This is a genomic window from Prosthecobacter sp. (assembly GCF_044378005.1).
In the GTDB taxonomy this organism is placed as follows: Bacteria; Verrucomicrobiota; Verrucomicrobiia; order Verrucomicrobiales; family Verrucomicrobiaceae; genus Prosthecobacter.
On record NZ_JBILYB010000024.1, the window covers coordinates 35790 to 54430 of the forward strand.

General features: G+C 61.5%; 16 protein-coding genes. 9 read left to right on the top strand and 7 right to left on the bottom strand.

Annotated features, from left to right (window positions below; translation table 11 throughout):
- Together AC6FTP_RS07370 and AC6FTP_RS07375 are read right to left on the bottom strand one after the other, a co-directional pair.
- The gene (locus tag AC6FTP_RS07370) at positions 1–2718 is read right to left on the bottom strand and encodes a DUF1592 domain-containing protein (protein ID WP_497206264.1); all 2718 of its coding nucleotides are present in this window, start codon (positions 2716–2718) and stop codon (positions 1–3) included.
- Positions 2719–2816: 98 nt separating this feature from the next.
- Complete coding sequence (locus tag AC6FTP_RS07375; RefSeq protein ID WP_497206265.1) at positions 2817–3047, bottom strand: hypothetical protein; 231 nt, start codon at positions 3045–3047, stop codon at positions 2817–2819.
- Positions 3048–3261: 214 nt separating this feature from the next.
- On the opposite strand from AC6FTP_RS07375, the gene AC6FTP_RS07380 reads away from it, so the two are divergent.
- The gene (locus tag AC6FTP_RS07380) at positions 3262–4962 is read left to right on the top strand and encodes a phosphopantetheine-binding protein (protein WP_497206266.1); all 1701 of its coding nucleotides are present in this window, start codon (positions 3262–3264) and stop codon (positions 4960–4962) included.
- A gap of 4 nt (positions 4963–4966) precedes the next feature.
- On the opposite strand, the gene AC6FTP_RS07385 is transcribed toward AC6FTP_RS07380, so the two are convergent.
- Genes AC6FTP_RS07385 through AC6FTP_RS07400 form a run of 4 tightly spaced genes read right to left on the bottom strand, consistent with a single transcriptional unit; the run spans position 4967 to position 8342 of the window.
- The gene (locus AC6FTP_RS07385; protein WP_497206267.1) at positions 4967–6208 is read right to left on the bottom strand and encodes a glutamate racemase; all 1242 of its coding nucleotides are present in this window, start codon (positions 6206–6208) and stop codon (positions 4967–4969) included.
- On the bottom strand, positions 6208–6591 hold the full coding sequence (gene cdd / locus AC6FTP_RS07390) for a cytidine deaminase (protein ID WP_497206268.1): 384 nt from the start codon (positions 6589–6591) through the stop codon (positions 6208–6210). The genes AC6FTP_RS07385 and cdd overlap by 1 nt, the downstream gene beginning before the upstream one ends.
- 48 nt (positions 6592–6639) lie before the next feature.
- Positions 6640–7689 (bottom strand): DUF5685 family protein, encoded by a 1050-nt coding sequence (locus tag AC6FTP_RS07395; RefSeq protein WP_497206269.1) that lies wholly within the window; start codon positions 7687–7689, stop codon positions 6640–6642.
- A 38-nt stretch (positions 7690–7727) separates the two neighbouring features.
- Entirely contained in the window at positions 7728–8342 is a 615-nt protein-coding gene (locus tag AC6FTP_RS07400; protein WP_497206270.1) for a DNA-3-methyladenine glycosylase family protein, read from the bottom strand.
- 93 nt (positions 8343–8435) lie between these two features.
- On the opposite strand from AC6FTP_RS07400, the gene AC6FTP_RS07405 reads away from it, so the two are divergent.
- A complete protein-coding gene (locus AC6FTP_RS07405; RefSeq protein WP_497206271.1) occupies positions 8436–10529 on the top strand; it encodes an alpha/beta hydrolase family protein in 2094 nt (697 codons plus the stop codon).
- Positions 10530–10869: 340 nt separating this feature from the next.
- On the opposite strand, the gene AC6FTP_RS07410 is transcribed toward AC6FTP_RS07405, so the two are convergent.
- On the bottom strand, positions 10870–11220 hold the full coding sequence (locus tag AC6FTP_RS07410) for a fibronectin type III domain-containing protein (protein WP_497206272.1): 351 nt from the start codon (positions 11218–11220) through the stop codon (positions 10870–10872).
- Between the two features lie 340 nt (positions 11221–11560).
- On the opposite strand from AC6FTP_RS07410, the gene AC6FTP_RS07415 reads away from it, so the two are divergent.
- The 7 genes from AC6FTP_RS07415 to AC6FTP_RS07445 all read left to right on the top strand — a co-directional run.
- Positions 11561–12229, top strand: a complete 669-nt coding sequence (locus AC6FTP_RS07415) for a tetratricopeptide repeat protein (RefSeq protein ID WP_497206273.1) — start codon at positions 11561–11563, stop codon at positions 12227–12229.
- A gap of 18 nt (positions 12230–12247) precedes the next feature.
- Positions 12248–12427, top strand: a complete 180-nt coding sequence (locus AC6FTP_RS07420; protein ID WP_497206279.1) for a type I restriction enzyme endonuclease domain-containing protein — start codon at positions 12248–12250, stop codon at positions 12425–12427.
- A 145-nt stretch (positions 12428–12572) separates the two neighbouring features.
- A complete protein-coding gene (locus tag AC6FTP_RS07425; RefSeq protein ID WP_497206274.1) occupies positions 12573–13586 on the top strand; it encodes an AAA family ATPase in 1014 nt (337 codons plus the stop codon).
- Between the two features lie 323 nt (positions 13587–13909).
- Positions 13910–14824: a DUF58 domain-containing protein gene (locus AC6FTP_RS07430; RefSeq protein WP_497206275.1), complete on the top strand. Its 915-nt coding sequence runs from the start codon at positions 13910–13912 to the stop codon at positions 14822–14824.
- A 419-nt stretch (positions 14825–15243) separates the two neighbouring features.
- Positions 15244–15729, top strand: coding sequence for a hypothetical protein (locus tag AC6FTP_RS07435; RefSeq protein ID WP_497206276.1), 486 nt, complete (start codon positions 15244–15246; stop codon positions 15727–15729).
- Positions 15726–16754 (top strand): VWA domain-containing protein, encoded by a 1029-nt coding sequence (locus AC6FTP_RS07440; protein ID WP_497206277.1) that lies wholly within the window; start codon positions 15726–15728, stop codon positions 16752–16754. Before AC6FTP_RS07435 ends, AC6FTP_RS07440 begins: the two co-directional genes overlap by 4 nt.
- A 180-nt stretch (positions 16755–16934) precedes the next feature.
- Positions 16935–18641: vWA domain-containing protein (locus tag AC6FTP_RS07445; protein ID WP_497206278.1), on the top strand; the 1707-nt coding region annotated here is incomplete at its 3' end.

An 18641-nucleotide genomic window follows, 5' to 3' on the forward strand; every position in this document is an offset into this window, starting at 1 on the left:
TCACTCGATCCGCATCTTCTGGAAGGGGGCGCTCTCGCAGACGGCGAGGATCATGTCCTGGAGTTTGTAGCCGCTGGCTTTGGTGCGACGGACGATCTCGTGGACGGCGGGCTTGTCGCTGTAGCCGAGTCCTCTGCCGAGGGCGTAGGTGAGGAGGTTCTCGGCGAGGTTGCGAGTGAAGTCATCCGCCATGTCTCGGGCGAGGATGGTGCGGAGTTCGGTGAGATCTTTGAACTGCTGGCCACGCACGAGAGTGCCGGAAGCGTCGATGGGATGCTTCTTTTCTTCAGCTCGGAAGCGGCCGATGGCATCGTAGTTTTCAAAGGCAAACCCGATGGGGTCCAGGAAGGCGTGGCAGCCGGCGCAGGAGGCATTGCTGCGGTGTTCGGCGAGTTGCTCACGGAGCGTGAGATCGGAGAAGCGGGCTTTCTTTTCATCCAGTGGCGGCACGCCGCCGGGTGCAGGTGGCGGCGGAGTGCCGAGGATATTTTCCAGCAGGTATTTGCCGCGCTTTACGGGCGAGGTGCGCGTCTGCTCGGAGGTGAGGGTGAGGATGCTGCCGTGGGTCAGGATACCGCCACGCGTGGTGCCCTGGAGGGAGACTTTTTCGAACTTGTCGCTCTTCACACCCTGGATGCCGTAGAAGTTGGCGAGCTTGCGATCCATGAAGCTGTAGTCGGCATTCAGGAACTCAATGACACTGCGGTTTTCCTTCAGGATGTGGTCAAAGAAGGTCTGGCTCTCGCGCTTCATGGCGTAGGCGATGCCGCCCTTCCATTCGGGGAAGCGGCGTGTGTCTGGGGAGACGATGTCCATGTCCCGCAGTTGCAGCCATTGGCCGGCGAAGTCTTCGGTCAGTGCATAGGCATGCCAGTCGCTGATCATGCGGTTGATCTCGGTGGAGAGGTTTTTACGAAGCTCGTTTTTCGCAGCGAGCTGGAGCAGTTTGTCATCCGGTGGCGAGGACCAGAGGAAGTAGGAGAGGCGGTTGGCCAGGCTGTATTCGTCGATGTCGGCGATGCCATTCTGCGCGGCTCCGGCTGGCTGTGGCGAGATGCGGAAAAGGAAAGCCGGGGAGACGAGCATGCCCTCCAGGGTGTAGCGCAGGGCACCGAGCGGGGACTCTCCTTCCTTCATGGCGAGATCGGCAAAGGCCTGCCACTTCGCCTTTTCATCGTCACGGATGGGGCGGCGGAAAAGACGTGTGCCGAGCTTCTCGATCAAGGCGGGTATCTCGGCGACTTGGATGCCGCCGCCTTTGGCGAGCGGGCCTTCGAGTTTGACCTGATGAATCCACAGATTGCGGTCCTGTTTTGTGGCGGGGTCGTAGAAGTCGTTCATGAACCAGACCTGAAGTTCATGATTGCCAGCGGGGAGGTCTGTCTCGACGTGGAACCACTGTGGAGCTTGGTTTTTCGCAGTGACGGAGAAGGCACCGACCGTTTTTCCTGCGATGCGCAGCTCAGTCTTTGCGGGTTCGTCGCCGGCCTGTTGTGCGCCGACTTTGAGGGTGAACTTGTATTTGCCTGCCTCGGTGATTTCGACGCCGTGCTTGATGTAGCCGCTGCTGGCGAGTGACATCGCGCCTGTGTCACGACCGGCATCGCCTTCGCCTTTGTCGAAGTCTTCGCCGCTGAGCTGGAGCACGGGCAGGCCGACGGGTTTATCGCCGATGAGCCAGCGGAGGAATTTGCTGCCACGCGGGGCGAGCAGGCCGGAGGGGCCCTGGATGTCGATCTTATCGAGGGCCACATTGCGGTCGCGCTTCGAGGCGTCGGGGTTCATCGGGTCGCTGTGATCATTGAGGAAGGCGACGGAGATCCTGGATTCACCAGCATTGAGCTGGACGGTCTTGGTGATGCGCTGCCAGGGCCCTTTGTCGTCTTTCCAGCGAGTCGTGACATCGTAGGTGGAGACGTCTTTGCCATTCACACGGAGGGCGATTTTGGCGGGTTCGTTGCCTGCTTCGGTGGCGGCGACATGGACGGTGACGAGATAGCTGCCACTGGCCGGCGCGGTGAACTTGCCCATCGCTTCTGCTTCACTGTGAAACCAGCGCACGCCGTCGCTTTCATCCGTCTTGCCTTTGTGGCTCCACATCTTCTTGGCGGTCAGTTCCACATCAGCATGCTCGGGCGTGGAGACATCGAAAGCATCCGCCGCGACTTCCTGGGAGGCGCGGAGGTATTTCTCCATGAGCATGGGAGAGAGGCTGAGCACGTCGCCGATGTTGTCGAAGCCGTAGCCGCTGTCGTCCGGCGGGAACTCCTTGGCCGGGCGTGTGTCCACATAGAGAAGGTCGCGGATGGTGTTGTTAAATTCCGTGCGATTCAGGCGGCGGGCGGTGACATGGCCGGGGTCGGGCTTCGTGGGGTCGAACCAGAAGACGGAGTCATCGATCCAGGCCACGAGGTCATCGCGCTCCTGGAGGGTGGGTTTGTCCTTCTTTTCCGGCGGCATCACGTGGGTGATGAGCTGCTGGCGGACATGGTCCCACAGGACGAAGTCTGCGCGCATTGCCGCATAGTCCGTGTGCTCGTCGAGGGTAAAGTCACCCTTGTCGGTGCCGTCGGAGTGGCAATCGTAGCAGTACTTTTCCAGAAGCGGTTTGATCTTCTGGTCAAAGGCAGCCTGCCCGCGTGTGGCGAGGGCATCAGCCGCCGGGGCTAGCATCGGCGTCAAAAGGGCGAAGGGGAAAAGCAGGCGGAGCACGGTCATGGGGGGCTGACAGTTACGAACGTGGGGAACACAAGATTTCCCCTCATTTGACGGCCAACCTGCCGCTGAATCTCGGCTCGTCAAAGCCGCTCGACGATTCAGGAACGCTTCTGCTCGCTGCTGAAATTCGCCCAGACGCGGTGGTAGGTGTAGGCCATCGCCATGATGCCGACGCCGAGGAGGATGGCGCGCATCGGGTCGGTCTGCGTCACTGGAAACATAGGATCAGTCGTGGCGAGAACGCCGCCGTCAGCCTGTGTCGTCGCCGCCGCTTTCATGCAAATCACGGCGAGCGCGGTGGAGGTGAGCCAGTAGAGGGTGGAACGCATTTTTCGGTTGGGTGGGGGGAGTTTCTATCTAGCCCGCTTTTCAAAGACAACCCCAATTTGAATGGGGATGTTTAGACACTTGACCAACCTCCCTTTCCATTCTCAGCCCACCGCCCCTTTCTTGGCGAAGTCTGACTGTCGATTTCGCATCGTGCTGACTCGCTGGCTTGACCCTCGTTAAGGTGTCCCTACTATCGCGCGCCCAACCCCCCCGATGCCAGCCACCGAAACCCTCTCCCAACTCGAACTCCGCGTCCTCGACCTCGTCCGCAATGAGGTGCTCCAGACGCCTCCCGGATTCACCGTGGAGGGCGATCTCTTCGAGGCGGGCCTCGATTCCATGGCGATCATGCAGCTCCTGCTCCTGCTGGAGGAGCACTTTGGCTGCGCCATCCCGGTCGGCAGCGTCTCGCGGGCGAACTTTAAAAATGCCCGCGCCATCGGCGCTCTGCTCGTGGCTCAGGGGTATGAGGTGCTGGAAGAAGACACGAACACGGCTCCAAAGCCTGCCGAAGTCGCTTCTGAGCCTCTCCCCATCGCCGCGCCTCCGCCCGCCTTATCCCAGGAAAAGTTTTCCATCCTGCCACTGCGTGACTGCGACTTCTTCACCCATGCCTTCGATGAAATGCTGCGCAAGGCAGGGCAGGGGGGACACATCGCGCATTCCTTCATCGAGCTGGATCGCATCCCTGACGTGGCTGCGCTGAAAAAGCTGCTGCTGGAGCTGCCCACGCACTTCCCCTTTCCCATCTTCACCGCGCAGCTCAAGCAGCCGTCCTTTTTCTCCCTGCCGCGCTGGGAACCAGCACGGAATCCCCGCCCTCTGGAACTGCACCTCTGGTCGCAGACCGGTTCGCCGGGGAAGCTTGCGGACCAGGGCGCTACGGAGTTCGGCGACCTGCAAACGAAGCTCGATGACATCATCAACACGTCTTTGCCTCAGCATGACGACGGCTGGATCAACGTGCGTTTCGACCTCGTCGAGAAAGCCGACGGCACCTGCGTCTTCGTCTTCTCCTGGAGCCACCTGATCATGGACGGCATCGGCGCGGAGTATTTCCTCGTCGAACTGAACCGTCTCCTCGGTGGCGGCGGTGAGCCAGTGCCCGCCTTTGATCTCACCGACCTCGCCGACCCACGCGGCTGGGGTGAGCGCTGGAAGACCGCGAAGGTCATGCCCGACTTCTTCGACAGCGTCATGAAGAAGCCCTTCGAGGCACTCGGTTCCGCGAAGCTTTCCGAAGGCCGCGCACACTTCCAGGTCATCACCCTGACGGAAGCGCAGACCCAGGAGGCAGCGCAGCGCAGCGCGACCATCTCCGGGCCGTTGATCAACATGCCTTTCCACCTCGCCTGCGCCATGCGTGCTCATCAGGCCGTGTTCGCGCATCGCGGGATCAAGCCCGAGTCGCTCATGTGCTGCGTGCCGATTCAGGTGCGCAAGAAGGGCACCCGCGGCCCCCTCTTCCAGAACCATCTCACGATGTTCTTCTGCAATCTCCTCGCCCAGGATCTCGGCACGCTGGAGGCCTCCGCAGGCTCCCTGCACAAGCAGCACACCCGCTTCATCAAAGACAAGATCGGCGATGCCTTCCGCGATCTCATGTGGATGATGCGCCCCATGCCGCCGTGGCTGCACATGTTCTTCATCAACTTCCACATGAAGGGCAAATTCAGCTCCTTCTACCACAGCAACACCGGCCTCTTCGCCCCCGAGCTCACCCGCTTCGCCGGAGCCGCCGTGACGAATGCCTACCACGTCCCCAGCTTCTCCGATCCTCCCGGCACGGGCGTCTTTGCCAACGAGAAGAACGGCCGCCTCGTGCTAACGCTCTGCTGGCGTGAAGGCACGATCACCGAGCCCGAGCGCGCCATCTTCATCGATCAACTGATGGGCGATCTCGGCGTGCGCTGAGTCGTCACTCGGCCAGTCGTTTCCACACTTCGGGCAGCTTGGTCTCGATCAGCTTTCTCGTAGTCACGGGGATGCGTTCGCGGGTCATGGGCACGTTCACGGTGTCCTCCCGATCCAGCTCGCCGGGCAGGCGCGAGTATTTGAAGTCCTTTTCCAAACCGCCATCCGCCGTGAGCTTGAGATCGCTGCGCAGTGGGTTGGGGATCGAGAGGTAAAAGGTGTCGCGTCCGGTGCTTCCGCTGGCCCGGATTCGGGCGGCTGCCAGTTCACGGAAAAGCTCCCGCGCGGTCCATTCGGCGGGATTCACATACTGAATCTTCGGGGCGATGAGCTTTGCAAAAGCTGCATCATCTCGCAAAGCCGTGAACGCGGTATCGATCTCCGACTGCACGAGCGGGAAGTGAGTGCAGCCGAGCACCACCGTGCTCAGGGGCGATACTGCGCCGCTCTTTGCATGAGCCTGCATGAGTTCGCGGACATCGAAGCTGCATCGCTCGGCCACGCTTTCTTTGAAGGCAGGATCTCCCTCGATCACTCCCGCGAGGTTCGCGCTGCCTTGCTGCGTGATGGCGGGCACGCTGCGTCCGGCGAGACCGAGGGTCTGGCTGATCACTCGCGGATACGCCCCGCTCGCGCAGGTGCCCACGGTGGCGAGCACACCTACCGCTCCATCGCGATGTGCTGCCTGTACGCCGCAGGCACCAGCCTCGACGACGCCGACGACGATGATCGGCAAGCCCCACGCCTTCAGCGCCGAGCGGATGTCCTCGATGCCATAGGCCGTGGCGGTGTTGCAGGCGATGACGAGCGCCTTCACGGGTGGCTTGTCCTGCCGGAATGATTTTGTCTGCGGATCAAACCAGCGTTTGCCGAGCAGAAAGATGGCGTCTTTGACGATGAGTTCGCGCAGGTAATCCGTGCGCCCGGCGCTGGAGTAGTTGCCGTAAGGCATGTTCGCCTGATCGCCGAAGTATTGGAAGCGCTCGTCGGCAAAGTCGGGTCTGCCATCGCTGCCGGGCTGGAGCGTGTCGTTGTGGAAAGCATCCAGCGTCAGGATGGCCTCCAGCACGGTGAGTCCGCCGATGCCTGAGTCAAAGACGCCGATGGGCAGGTCGCGCGTGTCTTTCTTCAAAGTCGCCACCTCGAAGCTGTAAGCCACCTCACCCTGCGGATGCTCACGCGCGTGCTGCACGAGATCGGCGGCGAAGGTGCTGCTGGCGAGGAAGAGGGGGAGGAGCCGTTTCATCACAGGGCGAAGGTTTCTGGCAGCAGTTCGGCGATCGTCATGGTCACAGGTTTGCCATCGCGGAGGAAGGTGATCTCCGTGGCTCCGCCGGGCAGTGAAAATTCGGCGAGCACCTGCCTGCAAGCCCCGCAGGGTGGAAACTCATGACCGAGACACACGACCGTGGCTCGCACGATCTTCATGCCTGCGCCTTCTTCGGCCACGGCGCGGAAGACGGCGTTGCGCTCGGCACAGATGGTCAGGCCGTAGCTCGCATTCTCCACATTGCAGCCAGTGAAGATCCGGCCCGTCGTGGTTTCCAGCGCGCAGCCGACCTGATACTTCGAGTAGGGCGCATAGGCCTTTGCGGCCACGGTTTGAGCGAGTGTCAGGAGATCAGACATGCGCGCATCATGACACGCAGCGATGGGAAGCGGAAGGTCGAAAATGCCTCACGGCGAGCAATCGCAACCGCAGCACTCGATGCCGTCGCCATCGCAGGGATTGCAGTCGCACATGGAGCCACCAAGTTTAGGCATGCGGCAACAGCGGACGCAGTCGCAGCAGTCTGACGGGCAGCAGTCCCATTTGCTACAGCAGCCGTTCTCTTTGCGACCCATGCGTTCGAGCTTCGGTTGCGGGCGCTTGGCTCCACCCTCGCCTTCACGCACCTGGGCCACGCGTTGTTCAGCTCCGTCGATGAGCACGGCTTGGAGCAAATCTCGATGGCGATGCAAAGGCAGGCTTTGAAAGGCGGCGCGAAGACGAGTCAATGCGGCTTCCAAGTGCGGCAGCAACGCCTCGCGACGGCCGGAAAGGTGTGGGAAGGCGTGCAGGGGATTGAACTGACCTCGGCGCTGATCCTTTGCCCAGTCGTCCCAGGCATCCTGCGCATAAATGAGGAAGCCGAGGCTTTCGCCAAGCTGTTGCAGCGCGGGTTTGGCCGCAGGTGCATCGGCCACAGTTGCGAGGTGGGCGACGATCTCTCCAAACGCGGCGCTGGTGGGGCGGGCGCAGTCGTGGAGGCTTGCGGTGCTGCTTTCAATCTGGCTTTGCCCGGCCATCCAGGAGCGGACTTGAGTGACAGGAAAGTTCATCCCATGCAGCAGGCCCAGGGCATCGCCGATGGGGCGATCCAGCGTGCGCGAGCCGAGTCTTGCGGCCCAGCGTCGCCAGCCGCGTTCATCGTGCGTGTCGTCATCGAGCTTCGCGCTGAGGCCGCAGATCGTGACAGCGGCGGTGTATTGCAGGACGGCGCTGTCCGTCACGAGATCACGCGGCGTGGCGAACTTGTTGCAGCAGGTCGTCTGGCAAAACTGCGGCGGACTTTCAGTCAAAGCAGAGCCGAGCAGCGCGAGGAAGGTGCTGTCCCGATTCACCAGCCAGCGCGCCCAGGCTCCGTAGTGGCGATGAAGGCTGGTGCCGAGGCCGCAGAAGTGCGCGCGGTAGAGAGTCGCCGCCTTTTGGCAGCACATGGAGGGACCGGGAAGGTGGCCGAACATTCGGGAAGTCTAGCGATGCGATGATTCGCGGGCAAGACTCACTTCTTCGAAGCATCGGCAGCGCGCCAGAGATACCAGGCGGCGAGCGTGCGATGCGGCTGCCAGCGCTCGGCGTGGGCGCGGAGGTCTTTGGGCTTGGGCATGTCGTCCAGCTTTTTGGTGACACGCCAGCCGTTGCGCACGCCGAAGTCATCGCTGGGGAAAACATCGGCGCGACCGAGGGTGAAGATGAGCAGCATCTCCACCGTCCAGCGTCCGACGCCGCGCACCTCGACGAGCCGGTCGATGAGTTCCTCGTCGGGAAGTTTCATCGCCGCAGCGCGTGTCGGGATGTGGCCGGAGAGTGTCTTCGCGGCGATGTCGCGTATGGCCAGCAGCTTGCTCAATGAAAAACCGCAGCCACGCAGCGCGGCCTCATCGGCATCGAGCACCTGGGCTGGCTTCGGAAAGCGAGTGCCGGGGAAGTGCGCTTTGAATCGGCGGAGGATGGCCTCGGCGGCATTGGCATGAAGCTGCTGATGCGCCACGGCACTGATCAGTGCTTCATAAGGCGAGCGCTTCTCTGGCACGAGCGTGCAGGGGCCATGCGCCTTGATGAGCCGACGCATCACGGCGCAGCGTTTGGAGAGATGAGCTTCGGCATCAGAATGCATGACGGCATTGTAGGCGCATTCGCCAGAATGCGAGCACGCGATGGGGATGAGGGAAAGATGCCCATCCTGCGCCGGGTATTGCTGAGACCCACCATGAACCCTGCTTCCACCACTCATCGTCGTGACTTCCTGCAAACCGTGAGCCTCAGCGCACTTGGCGGGGCGTTGTTTCCGATGTCATCGACTTCCGTGGCTTCAGCGGCGGAGGTGGTGAAAAAAGAAGCCGTTACGGCACTGCCTGCGCTGAATCGCTTTCCGCGCATGATGCAGGACTGGCTGGTGACGGAGGTGCGGGCGGCGGAGTCGCGCGGAAATGAGAAGCGTGAGGCTTTGAAGACAAAGGCGGATGCCGAGGCTTATGTGAAGTCGGTGCAGGCGCGCATCCGCGAGTGCTTCGGGCCGATGCCGGAGAAGACGCCGCTGAATGCGAAGGTGACGAATACGCTGGAGCGTGAGGGCTATCGGATTGAAAACGTGATCTTCGAGAGTCGTCCGGGGTATCTGGTCACGGGGAACCTGTATTTGCCGAAGGCTGCCAAGCCGGTGCCGGGAGTGATCGGGGTGTGTGGACATTCGCTGAATGGCAAGGCGGCGGAGGCTTATCAGAGCTTTGCGCAAGGTCTGGCTCGGCAGGGCATGGCCTGTTTCATCATCGACCCGCCAGGGCAGGGGGAGCGCTTCCAATATCTCAACGAGAAACTCGGCTCCCGACTCGGCGGTGGGACTTCCGAGCATAACCAGATGGGCAATCATCAGGTGCTCGTCGGCGATGTGCTGGGCGGTTGGTTCGCCTGGGATGCGATGCGGGCGCTGGATTATCTGCTGACGAGATCGGAGATCGATCCGCAGCACCTCGGCGTGACGGGGAACTCAGGCGGCGGCACGCAGACGACCTGGCTGTGCGGCCTGGAGCCGCGCTTCACCATGGGCGCGCCATCCTGCTTTGTGACGACCTTCCGCCGTGATGCCGAAAACGAGCTGCCGCAAGACTGTGAGCAATGCCCGCCGGGTGTTTTGGCAGCGGATCTGGATCATTGTGACTTCCTTGCCGCGATGGCTCCGAAGCCGGTGATCATCATGGCGCAGGAGAAGGACTACTTCGATGCGCGTGGCTCAGCGGAGACTTATGAGCGGCTGAAGAAGCTCTACACGCTGCTCGGCAAGCCGGAGAACATTCAGCTTCACACCGGCCCTGATCCACACGGCTACACGCAGTCGAACCGCGAGGCGATGTATCGCTTCTTTGGCAAGGTCACGGGCATCGCCGCATCAGCGACGGAACCCGTGATGAAGATCGAGACCGATGCGGATCTGCAATGCACGCCGGAAGGTCAGGTGGCTCGGCTGGGCTCGAAGATGCTGATGGCCTACACGCGTGAAAAGGCGGAGTCGCTGGCCGCGAAGCGAGGCGCTTTGCAGGGCACGGCATTGGTGAAGGCTGTGCGCGAGGTTTTGCAGCTGCCGCCCCTGCCAAAGTCAGCGCCGGATTACCGCATCCTGCGCACTGCGGGTGCTCGGCAATATCCAACCAAGAACTACTGCACCTATGCCGTGGAGACTTCGCCAGAGGTTCATTCTTTGGTCACGCGCTTGAGCGAAGAGACGCTGACCTCCCGCCTGCCGCGTGGGCAAAAGAAGGCGGTGCTGTATGTCTCGCATCGCTCCGCCGATGCCGAGCTTCGTGACGAGTCGCTGGTGAAGGAGTTGCTGGCCGCTGCACCGGAGGCGGCCTTCTTTGCCTGTGATGTGCGCGGCATCGGTGAGTCCCAGCCGGACACCTGCGGTGTGAATCAGTTTCTGCGGCCTTACGGCAGCCATTATTTCTACGCGGCTTATGGGCTGATGCTCGGCCAGCCGCTGCTCGGTCAGCGGACTTACGATGTGCTGCGCGTGCTCCAGCTTCTCGTGGCAGCAGGGCACACGGAGATTCATCTGGCTGGCAAAGGCTGGGGCGCTTTGCCTGCCATCTTTGCCGCTGTGCTCAGCGCCGATGTGCAGCAGGTGACGCTGAAAAACGCGCTCACGTCCTTCCATGAGATCGCCGTGCATGAGGACTACCAGTGGCCCTATGCGGCGATGCCCTTTGGCGTGCTGGAGCACTTCGACCTGCCGGATTGCTATCGTGCTTTGGAGGCGAGGAATCTCCGCCAGCTTGAGCCCTGGGGCGCGGGCGATGGGATGTCCTGAGCCGCTCGAATAACTCCGCCAAGCCCGCGCTCCTCGGTGAAGGCCGCGCTCTTTGGCCGGGGGGATTTCCTCGAGCAGGACTGGCAGAAGAATGAAGGCAGGAGAATCATGAGAATCCTCCTCATGGGAAGCGTGGCGCGCCAGCAAAGTAGCCATCTCGCTCCCGCGAGATGAGCCTGGGACTTTCGCCATCACGCGCCCAGAACGCCGTTCGTGAATCTTTGCAGACGGCCAGGCTGGATGCTCCTCTCGCGGAGCGAGAGGGCTACGCTGCTTCGCCTGCTCGTGCCCGGTGTTTTCAAACACGGCCTGGGCGGATCACCCTGCCTGTCGAAAACCCTCAGCCCGCGATGCGGCGCACGGGCGCGCTCCAGTTGCTCTGCCCGGATGTCCCGGAGGTGGCCATGCGGAAGACATAGGTCGCGCCCAGCCGCGGCAGGGTCAGCTTTTTCTTGCGGCGACCACTCAGAGGAATCTGCACCGGCTTCTCGCCTTCGACACCGTATTCCAGGAAGTAGAGGAGGGCATGTTTCACCTTGTCCCAGGTCAATGTCACCGTGCCTTCCGAAATGCCCGGCACCACCTGCAAACCCGAGGGCGGGGGCAGCGGCCCCACGGCCTGACGTGCCCGCTGCACGCCCAGGGCGCTGGACAGGATCACCCGCTTGTTCCCATAGGCGATGCTCTGCACATAGGCTGCACGCCGGTCCAGTTGTCCGGGCGGCTTACGATGCCTCGCCGACGGCCTTCAAAAAGATCATCTTTGTTTCATTGAATACTCGCGAACTCGACGACGACGGCGTGCGCGACCTTAGCGGGTTTGTCCTATCATCGAGAACGGTTACGACAAGCATGACCGCTTCCCCGCCCTCGAAGCCGCTTGGCCCGGCATCGCGCCTGCCTTACCCCTATTCCTCGCCGGCGACAATGCGCGCCTCCAGACCGTATGCGAGGCGCTACACCGTTTCCTCGAGTTTCAAGGCCGCTGGGATGAATGGCTCGCTCTCAGCGAAAAAGCCGAATCCAAGGCTGTGGCAGCTGTCGATTATTTTCAGGCTGGCTGGCGTGCCTCTCACATCGGATACATTCACTCTCTGCGCCAACAGGCCGAGGCCGTGCTCACCTGCGCTGAGCGCGCTACTGCGCATTGGGACCGAGCCAAGGCTGGTGTCCGCGAGCGCGGCATCGCGATCCGCCTGCGCGGCATCGGCCATCAGTTGAAGGCGGAATACCTCGCCTCCATCGCCGCCTATCGCGAGGCGCTTGATCTACATCGCAGCCTCGCTGCCGAGAGCAGAGATGTGGCCAGCAGTCTGAACTCGCTCGCCGAAGTGGAGCGTCTCTCCGGTGATTTCCTTGCGGCGGAAGAACATTATCGTGAGGCATTGCACGTGGCACTCGTCATCGATCACATTGATGGCGTGGCCAATTTCACTGGCAATCTGGCTGAATTGGCCTTGGAACGGGAGGACTGGCCAGCCGCCGAGACCTTGGCGCAAGAGGCTCTGTCATTAGCCGAAGCCGTTCACCGCCAGGAATTGATCGCCAGGAGCAACCACCGCCTCGCCCAAGCTCTCGTGCGGCAGGGCAAAGCTCCCGAAGCCCTGCCACACGCCCGGCTCGCGGTGGAAATCTACACCCGCCTCGGTTCGCCAGACCTAAAGGTTGCGTGCGCAACGCTACGCGAGTGTGAGCGCTGATACGGCACCACCTGCGACATCATGCATGGCTTTAACTGGGACAAGTGGACGAGCGGCAAACCTACCGAGCGCCTCCAACTCATCCCCGCCGGACAGGAGCAGATCCTCGAACAGGAAGACGGCAAGAAGCGCTGGGTGCAGGTGGTGACGGAACTTTCCCGCGCCTTCGCCCTCTGCGCGAAGCCACGGCTAGGCTAACAGGAGTGCCCACGCTCCTCTCATTTTCGGGAAAGGATCGGCGGAGGTGGGGCAATCCGTGAACCAAAACACCCGGCGGCGACGTTTTGAACGTGAGTCTCCTGTCTTGACTCTTATCCCGCCCCCATTGACCTTTCCCGCTCGCATGTCAGACACGCCCGCCTCCTCGCCCACCGATTCCTCCATCCCTGATCAGGAAACCATCGCCAAGTCCGCCTCGTGGGTGCCGCCGCTGCGTGCGGAGATCGCCCGGGTGCTCGTCGGCCAGACGCATCTGGTGGATCGCCTCCTCGTGGCACTTTTGACCAATGGTCACGTGCTGCTGGAAGGTGTGCCCGGTCTGGCGAAGACGCTGGCGGTGCGCACGCTCTCCAGCGCGCTGCACACGAGCTTCAAGCGCATCCAGTTCACGCCCGATCTCCTGCCCGCCGACGTGGTGGGCACGATGGTCTATCTGCCGAAGGACGGAACGTTCACCCCGCGCCTCGGACCGATCTTTGCCAATCTGGTGCTCGCGGACGAAATCAACCGTGCTCCGGCCAAGGTGCAGAGTGCGTTGCTGGAAGCCATGCAGGAGCGGCAGGTCACGATCGGCGACACGAGCTACAAGCTGCCCGACCCCTTCATGGTGCTGGCCACGCAGAACCCCATCGACCAGGAAGGCACCTACACCCTGCCGGAAGCCCAGCTCGACCGTTTCCTGCTGAAGGTGCGCGTGGATTACCCGACGCCGAGCGAGGAGCGCCAGGTGCTGGATGCCATGGCGACGAGTGCGCCGAAGCTGGACGTGAATCAGATCATCGAGGCCAAGGACATCGTGGCCAGCCGCCAGATCGTGAACAGCCTCTATGTGGATGAAAAGATCCGCGACTACATCGTGGCGATCATCCACGCCACGCGCAATCCGGGCCCCATCGCCCCGCATCTGAAGCTGCTCATCCGCTGCGGTGCCTCCCCGCGTGGCACCATCAATCTCGCCCTCGCCGCGAAAGCCTATGCCTTCCTCGCCGGACGCAACTACGTGACCCCGCAGGACATCAAGGACCTGGCCCCCGACATCCTCCGCCATCGTATCCTCCTCAGCTACGAAGCCGAGGCGGAAGGCGTGACGAGCGAGGACGTGATCAAGCAGCTCCTCGATAAACTTCCGGTGCCCTAAAGGTTCTCGGTTCGCCGTTCTCGGTTCACGGTTGGTGAGTGCGGAAATCCTGTTTCTATGACGATCACGAGGTTTGAAGACATCGAAGGCTGGCAACTGGCGAGGGAACTCTGCCAGAAGGTCTTCCGTTTGTTTGCTGAGACGGGCCTGACCCGCAGCAAGATCGGAGCCTTCATCCAATACCTCACCAACAACCCAAAGCCCGCCATCAAGCCCCAAACCCGCCTTTCCCAACCACCAAGAACAGGCAACCAAGAACAGCGAACGGCGAACCGAGGACAGGCAACCGAGAACAGGCAACCGAGAACCGAGAACAGCGAACCGTGAACCAGGCGAAGCCAGAAACCGAAGACGAACGCCTCACGCGTATATTGAAGCGCGTGCGGAAGATCGAGCTGATCACGCGTGGCATCGTGAAGGAGACGCTTGGTGGTGCTTATCACTCGCGCTTTAAAGGACAGGGGATCGAGTTCGATGACTTCCGCGAATACCAGCCCGGTGATGACGTGCGCTTTCTGGACTGGAATGTGACGGCGCGCATGAATGAACCCTTTGTGCGAAAGTACATCGAGGAGCGCGAGCTGACCGTGATGCTCGTCGTCGATGTCAGCGGCTCCGGTGACTACGGCAGTCATGAGGACAGCAAGCGCGAGCGTGCGGCCGAGGTGGCGGCGGTGTTTGCCTTCAGCGCGGTGCAGAATCAGGACAAGGTCGGGCTGATCCTGGTCTCTGATCAGATCGAGCATTACCTGCCTGCCCAAAAAGGCAGCTCCCATGCCCTGCGCTGCCTGCGCGATATTTTGAATCATCGCCCGAAGAGTCGGAAGACGAATCTCGCTCCGGCGCTCGATCTGGCTTTGGAGCGCATCGCGCATCGGGCGCTGGTGATCGTGGTGTCGGACTTCCTCACACCGGATCAGGCCTGGGAGCACAGCCTGCGCCTGCTGGCCGCGAAGCATGACGTCGTCGCCGCGCAGATCACCGATCCTCGTGAGTGGGAACTGCCCTCGGCGGGTCGTGTGTGTTTGCAGGACCCGGAGACGGGCGAGCAGTATGTGGTGAACACCTCGCACCCAGCCGTGCGTCGTCAGTACGCGCAGCGCATGAGCGAGCGCCAGGAGTCCCTGAACCGCACGCTGCGCAAAAATGGTGTCGAGCGTCTCGATGTGCGCATGGATGACGACTACGTCCCGGCGCTGAAGACCTACTTCCGCTCACGCAAAAGGAGGAAGAAGTGATGATTCGCCCGCACAATCATGAATCTCAAGGGCCCTGCCTGGAGTTGGGCTCTTTTGAAGCCCAAGGGGCTTCCGCATCACAGCGAAGGGTTGCCCCGTTTGAGGGGCTACCCTGGAAAACAAATTTGCCACATCAGGTTCAAGGAGGAACCCCAAAAGGGTTCCGCACCGGCTCGCGCAACGAATGGTCTGCTTTGATCCGCCGCACCTCATCGGCACTCGGAAGGTTGAGCGACCGCATCCGATACGGAACCCCGTTGGGGTTCGTCTCTGGTGGGGACAAACCTGACTTCTTTTCCAGGGTAGGCGCTGCTGCGCCAACCCTTCGCTATGATGCGGAAGGCCGTTGGCCTTCGTTGCTGGCACTGGGGATTTTATTTCACACGCCCCTCCTCGCCCAGGCGCCGCAGGCTCCGCCCTTGCAGCCGCTGCCGCATCCCGAGCTGCCCGATCCTACGCTGGTGCAACCCAGCCCTGAGTGGTGGGTCTATGGTGCTGCGGGTGCCCTCGTGCTCATCCTGCTCGCACTCGTCATCTGGTTGCTGCTGCGTCCGGCAAAGGCCAAGGCTCCCCCGATGAAGAAGCCATGGAATGACGCCATGAATCGCCTGCGCGACATCCTCGTAAAGTCCGCCCAGCAGCCGCCCACGCAGACTGCTGCGGATGTCTCCGAGGCGCTGCGACTCTACTTCCTCGAACGCTACAAGATCCCCGCTCCCTTTCGCACCACGCAGGAGCTTTTTGTCAATGGTGGCGTCCCTGCCACCTCGCTGAAGTTGCAAAAATACGCGCCTCTCGCCGATCTCTGGGATCAGCTCGCCTTTGCCCCCGTGCCTACAAATCACGGCGAAGCCACCGCTCTCGTGCAGAAAGCCATTTCCCATCTCGAGGAGGACCGCTCATGAGCATTCCCTTTCTCCCCAACCTGATCTTTGGCCGCCCTGAGTGGCTGCTGCTGCTGCTGCTCCTGCTGCCGCTCATGGGCTGGTGGCGCGGACGCACGGGCAAGGCACCGACCATTGCCTTTTCCACCGCATTCATCCTGCGTGAGATGGGCGTGAAGACGCGCAGCGCGCGCGGTGGCTTCACCTTCGGTCTCGTGCTGCTCAGTCTCACCGCCGCCATCTTCGCCCTCGCTCGTCCGCAGAAGGTGATCTCGCATGATGAAGAGAACACCGAGGGCATCGCCATCTGTCTCACGGTGGACGTTTCCCTCTCGATGCTCATTGAAGACTTCTACATCGGCGGCCTGCCGGTGAACCGTCTCGTGGCCGCGAAGCGTGTGATGCGCGACTTCATCCGTGGTCGTAAATCCGACCGTGTCGGCATCGTCGCCTTTGCCGGAGCGCCGTATTATCCCTGCCCGATGACGCTCGACCGCGAGTGGCTGGAATCCAATCTGGAGCGTGTCCAGACCGGTATCATGGAAGACGGAACCGCCATTGGTTCGGGACTTGCGGCGGCAGCGCGTCGTCTGGATAAAGAAACCGTCCCCAGCAAAGTCATCATCCTCCTCACCGACGGTGCCAACAACAGCGGCAAACTCAGCCCGCAGGACGCTGCGAAGCTCAGTGCCACGCTGGGCATCAAGATCTACACCATCGCCATCGGCACCCCTGGCGTTCACATGATCCCGCTGCCGAATGGTCGCGTCATCACCAGTGGTCGTCAGGAGTTTGACGAAGGCACGCTGCAAGCCGTGGCCAGCATCGGCGGTGGCACCTTTTACATGGCTCAGGATCTCGGAGCCTTGCAGGACATCTTCGAAACCATCGACAAGCTCGAAAAGAAGGAGATCAAAAAGCGCACCATCTCCGAGACCGAGGAGCTCTTTTTCTATCCGCTCACTGCCGCCGCCGCCCTGCTCGGCCTGGCACTGCTCCTGCGCCTCACGGTCTTAAACGCCGCGCCGATGGCGGTGGCCACCTAGCGGTGAAATGACGAATGACGAATTCCCGAATGACGAAAGAAATTCCAATCTCCAATGACGAAGTTCAGAGCGCTCTGAAGGACTGGGAGCTGTCATGCGGTCTCGACCACTCTACGCCATTCGTCATTCCGGCTTCGTCATTCCTTCGTCATTCGTCCTTCGGATTTCGTCATTCCTAAAATGTCCTTCCTCGATCCCAAGCTCCTCTACTACCTCCTGCTCCTGCCCTGCCTGGCGGGATTGAAGCTGTGGGCGGACTTGCGTGCCCGGAAGGTGCAGGAAGCCTTTGCCGCGCCGCGTCTGCGTGACTCTCTAGTCACGGGTGTTTCCGCTGGCCGTTCGTGGTTGATCTTCAGCATGCAATTACTCGCGCTGGCCGCCTTCATCGTCGCGCTCGCCCGACCGATCTGGGGTGAGGACAAGGTCATCCAAAATGAGTCCGGCAGAAACATCATCATCGCCATCGACAGCTCCCGCTCCATGCTCGCCAACGACGTCGTGCCCGACCGTCTCACGCGTGCCAAGCTTGCCGCGCAGGATCTCATGCTCGCGCTCAAAGACGACCGCGTCGGGCTCATCGCCTTCGCCGGTAACTCGTATCTCCAGGCACCTCTCACCACCGATCACGACGCTGTCGTGGAAGCCATCCAGTCGCTCGATTTTACCTCCGTGCCTCGCGGCGGCAGTGAGATCGGACGTGCCTTGAAGCTCGCCATCGAGACCTTTGAAAAAAGCCCGGCCAAGAACCACGGACTCATCCTTTTCAGCGATGGCGGCGAGCCCGACTCCGAGATCACCGCCTACGCGCAGCAGGCTGCGAAGAAGAACATCCTCGTGCTCACCGTCGGCGTCGGCACGGAAGGTGGAGCCCTCATTCCTGACCCCGATCCAGATCGCACGGGTGACTTCGTCCGCGATCAGCAAGGCAACGTCGTGAAGACCAAACTGGAGCCGCAGCCGCTCCAGGAGATCGCCAAAATCACGCGCGGGCGTTACCTCAAGCTGGGTTCCCAGCCTCTCGCCGCCGGCGTCGTGCGCGACCTCGTCTCCAGTCTCCAGGCACAAACCAATGCCGCACGCGAAATGGTGAAGCCGATTGAGCGTTTCTACTGGCCGTTGTCTATGGGAGTGTTGTTGCTCCTTTCCGCCTGGATCATCCGCCCCACCTCACGCATGAAAACGCCCGCCCCAGCCCTCGCCCTCCTGGTCTTCGCTCTCATCGTGCCCGAAGCCAGCGCCGCCTCCAATCAAAAAGCCGAGCCCACCGCTGCGCATGAAGCCTACAAGCGCGGCGAGTATGACCACGCGGTGAAGCTTTACGACGATCTGCTCAAGGAAGCCCCGAGCGCCCGGCAGAAGCCGCTCTTCGCCTTTGGTCTTGGTGCCGCCGCGCATCAACTCAAGGACTACGACAAGGCCGTGGGTGGCTTCAGCCAGGCGCTGGAGAGCACGGACAGCGGCGTGCAAAATCAGGCTCATCGCGGCCTCGCCCATAGCCTTTATGATCAGGGAGACAAAGCTCTCGCGAAGCAGCCCAAGTTCACCGTCAAAGCCTGGCGTGACAGCGTGAAGCACTTCAATGCAGCCCTCGCCATTGAACCCGAAAACAAGGAAGTGAAGACGAATCGCGACTTCGTGCAGAAGCGTCTCGATGAGTTGCAGGAGCAGCTCAATCAGCAGCAACAGAAGGGTGACAAAGGCAACAAGGGCGACAAGAAAAAGGGCAAGAAGGGTCAAAAAGGCGAAAAAGGCGAGCAGGGGGAAGAGGGTGAAGAGGAAGGTGAAAACGGTGACAAAGATGGCGATGGCGTCAGTGAAGAAGACAAGTCACGCAAAGAAAGCCTTGGCAAACAAGAAGGTGAAGAAGAAGGCAAAGGTGAGGGTGAA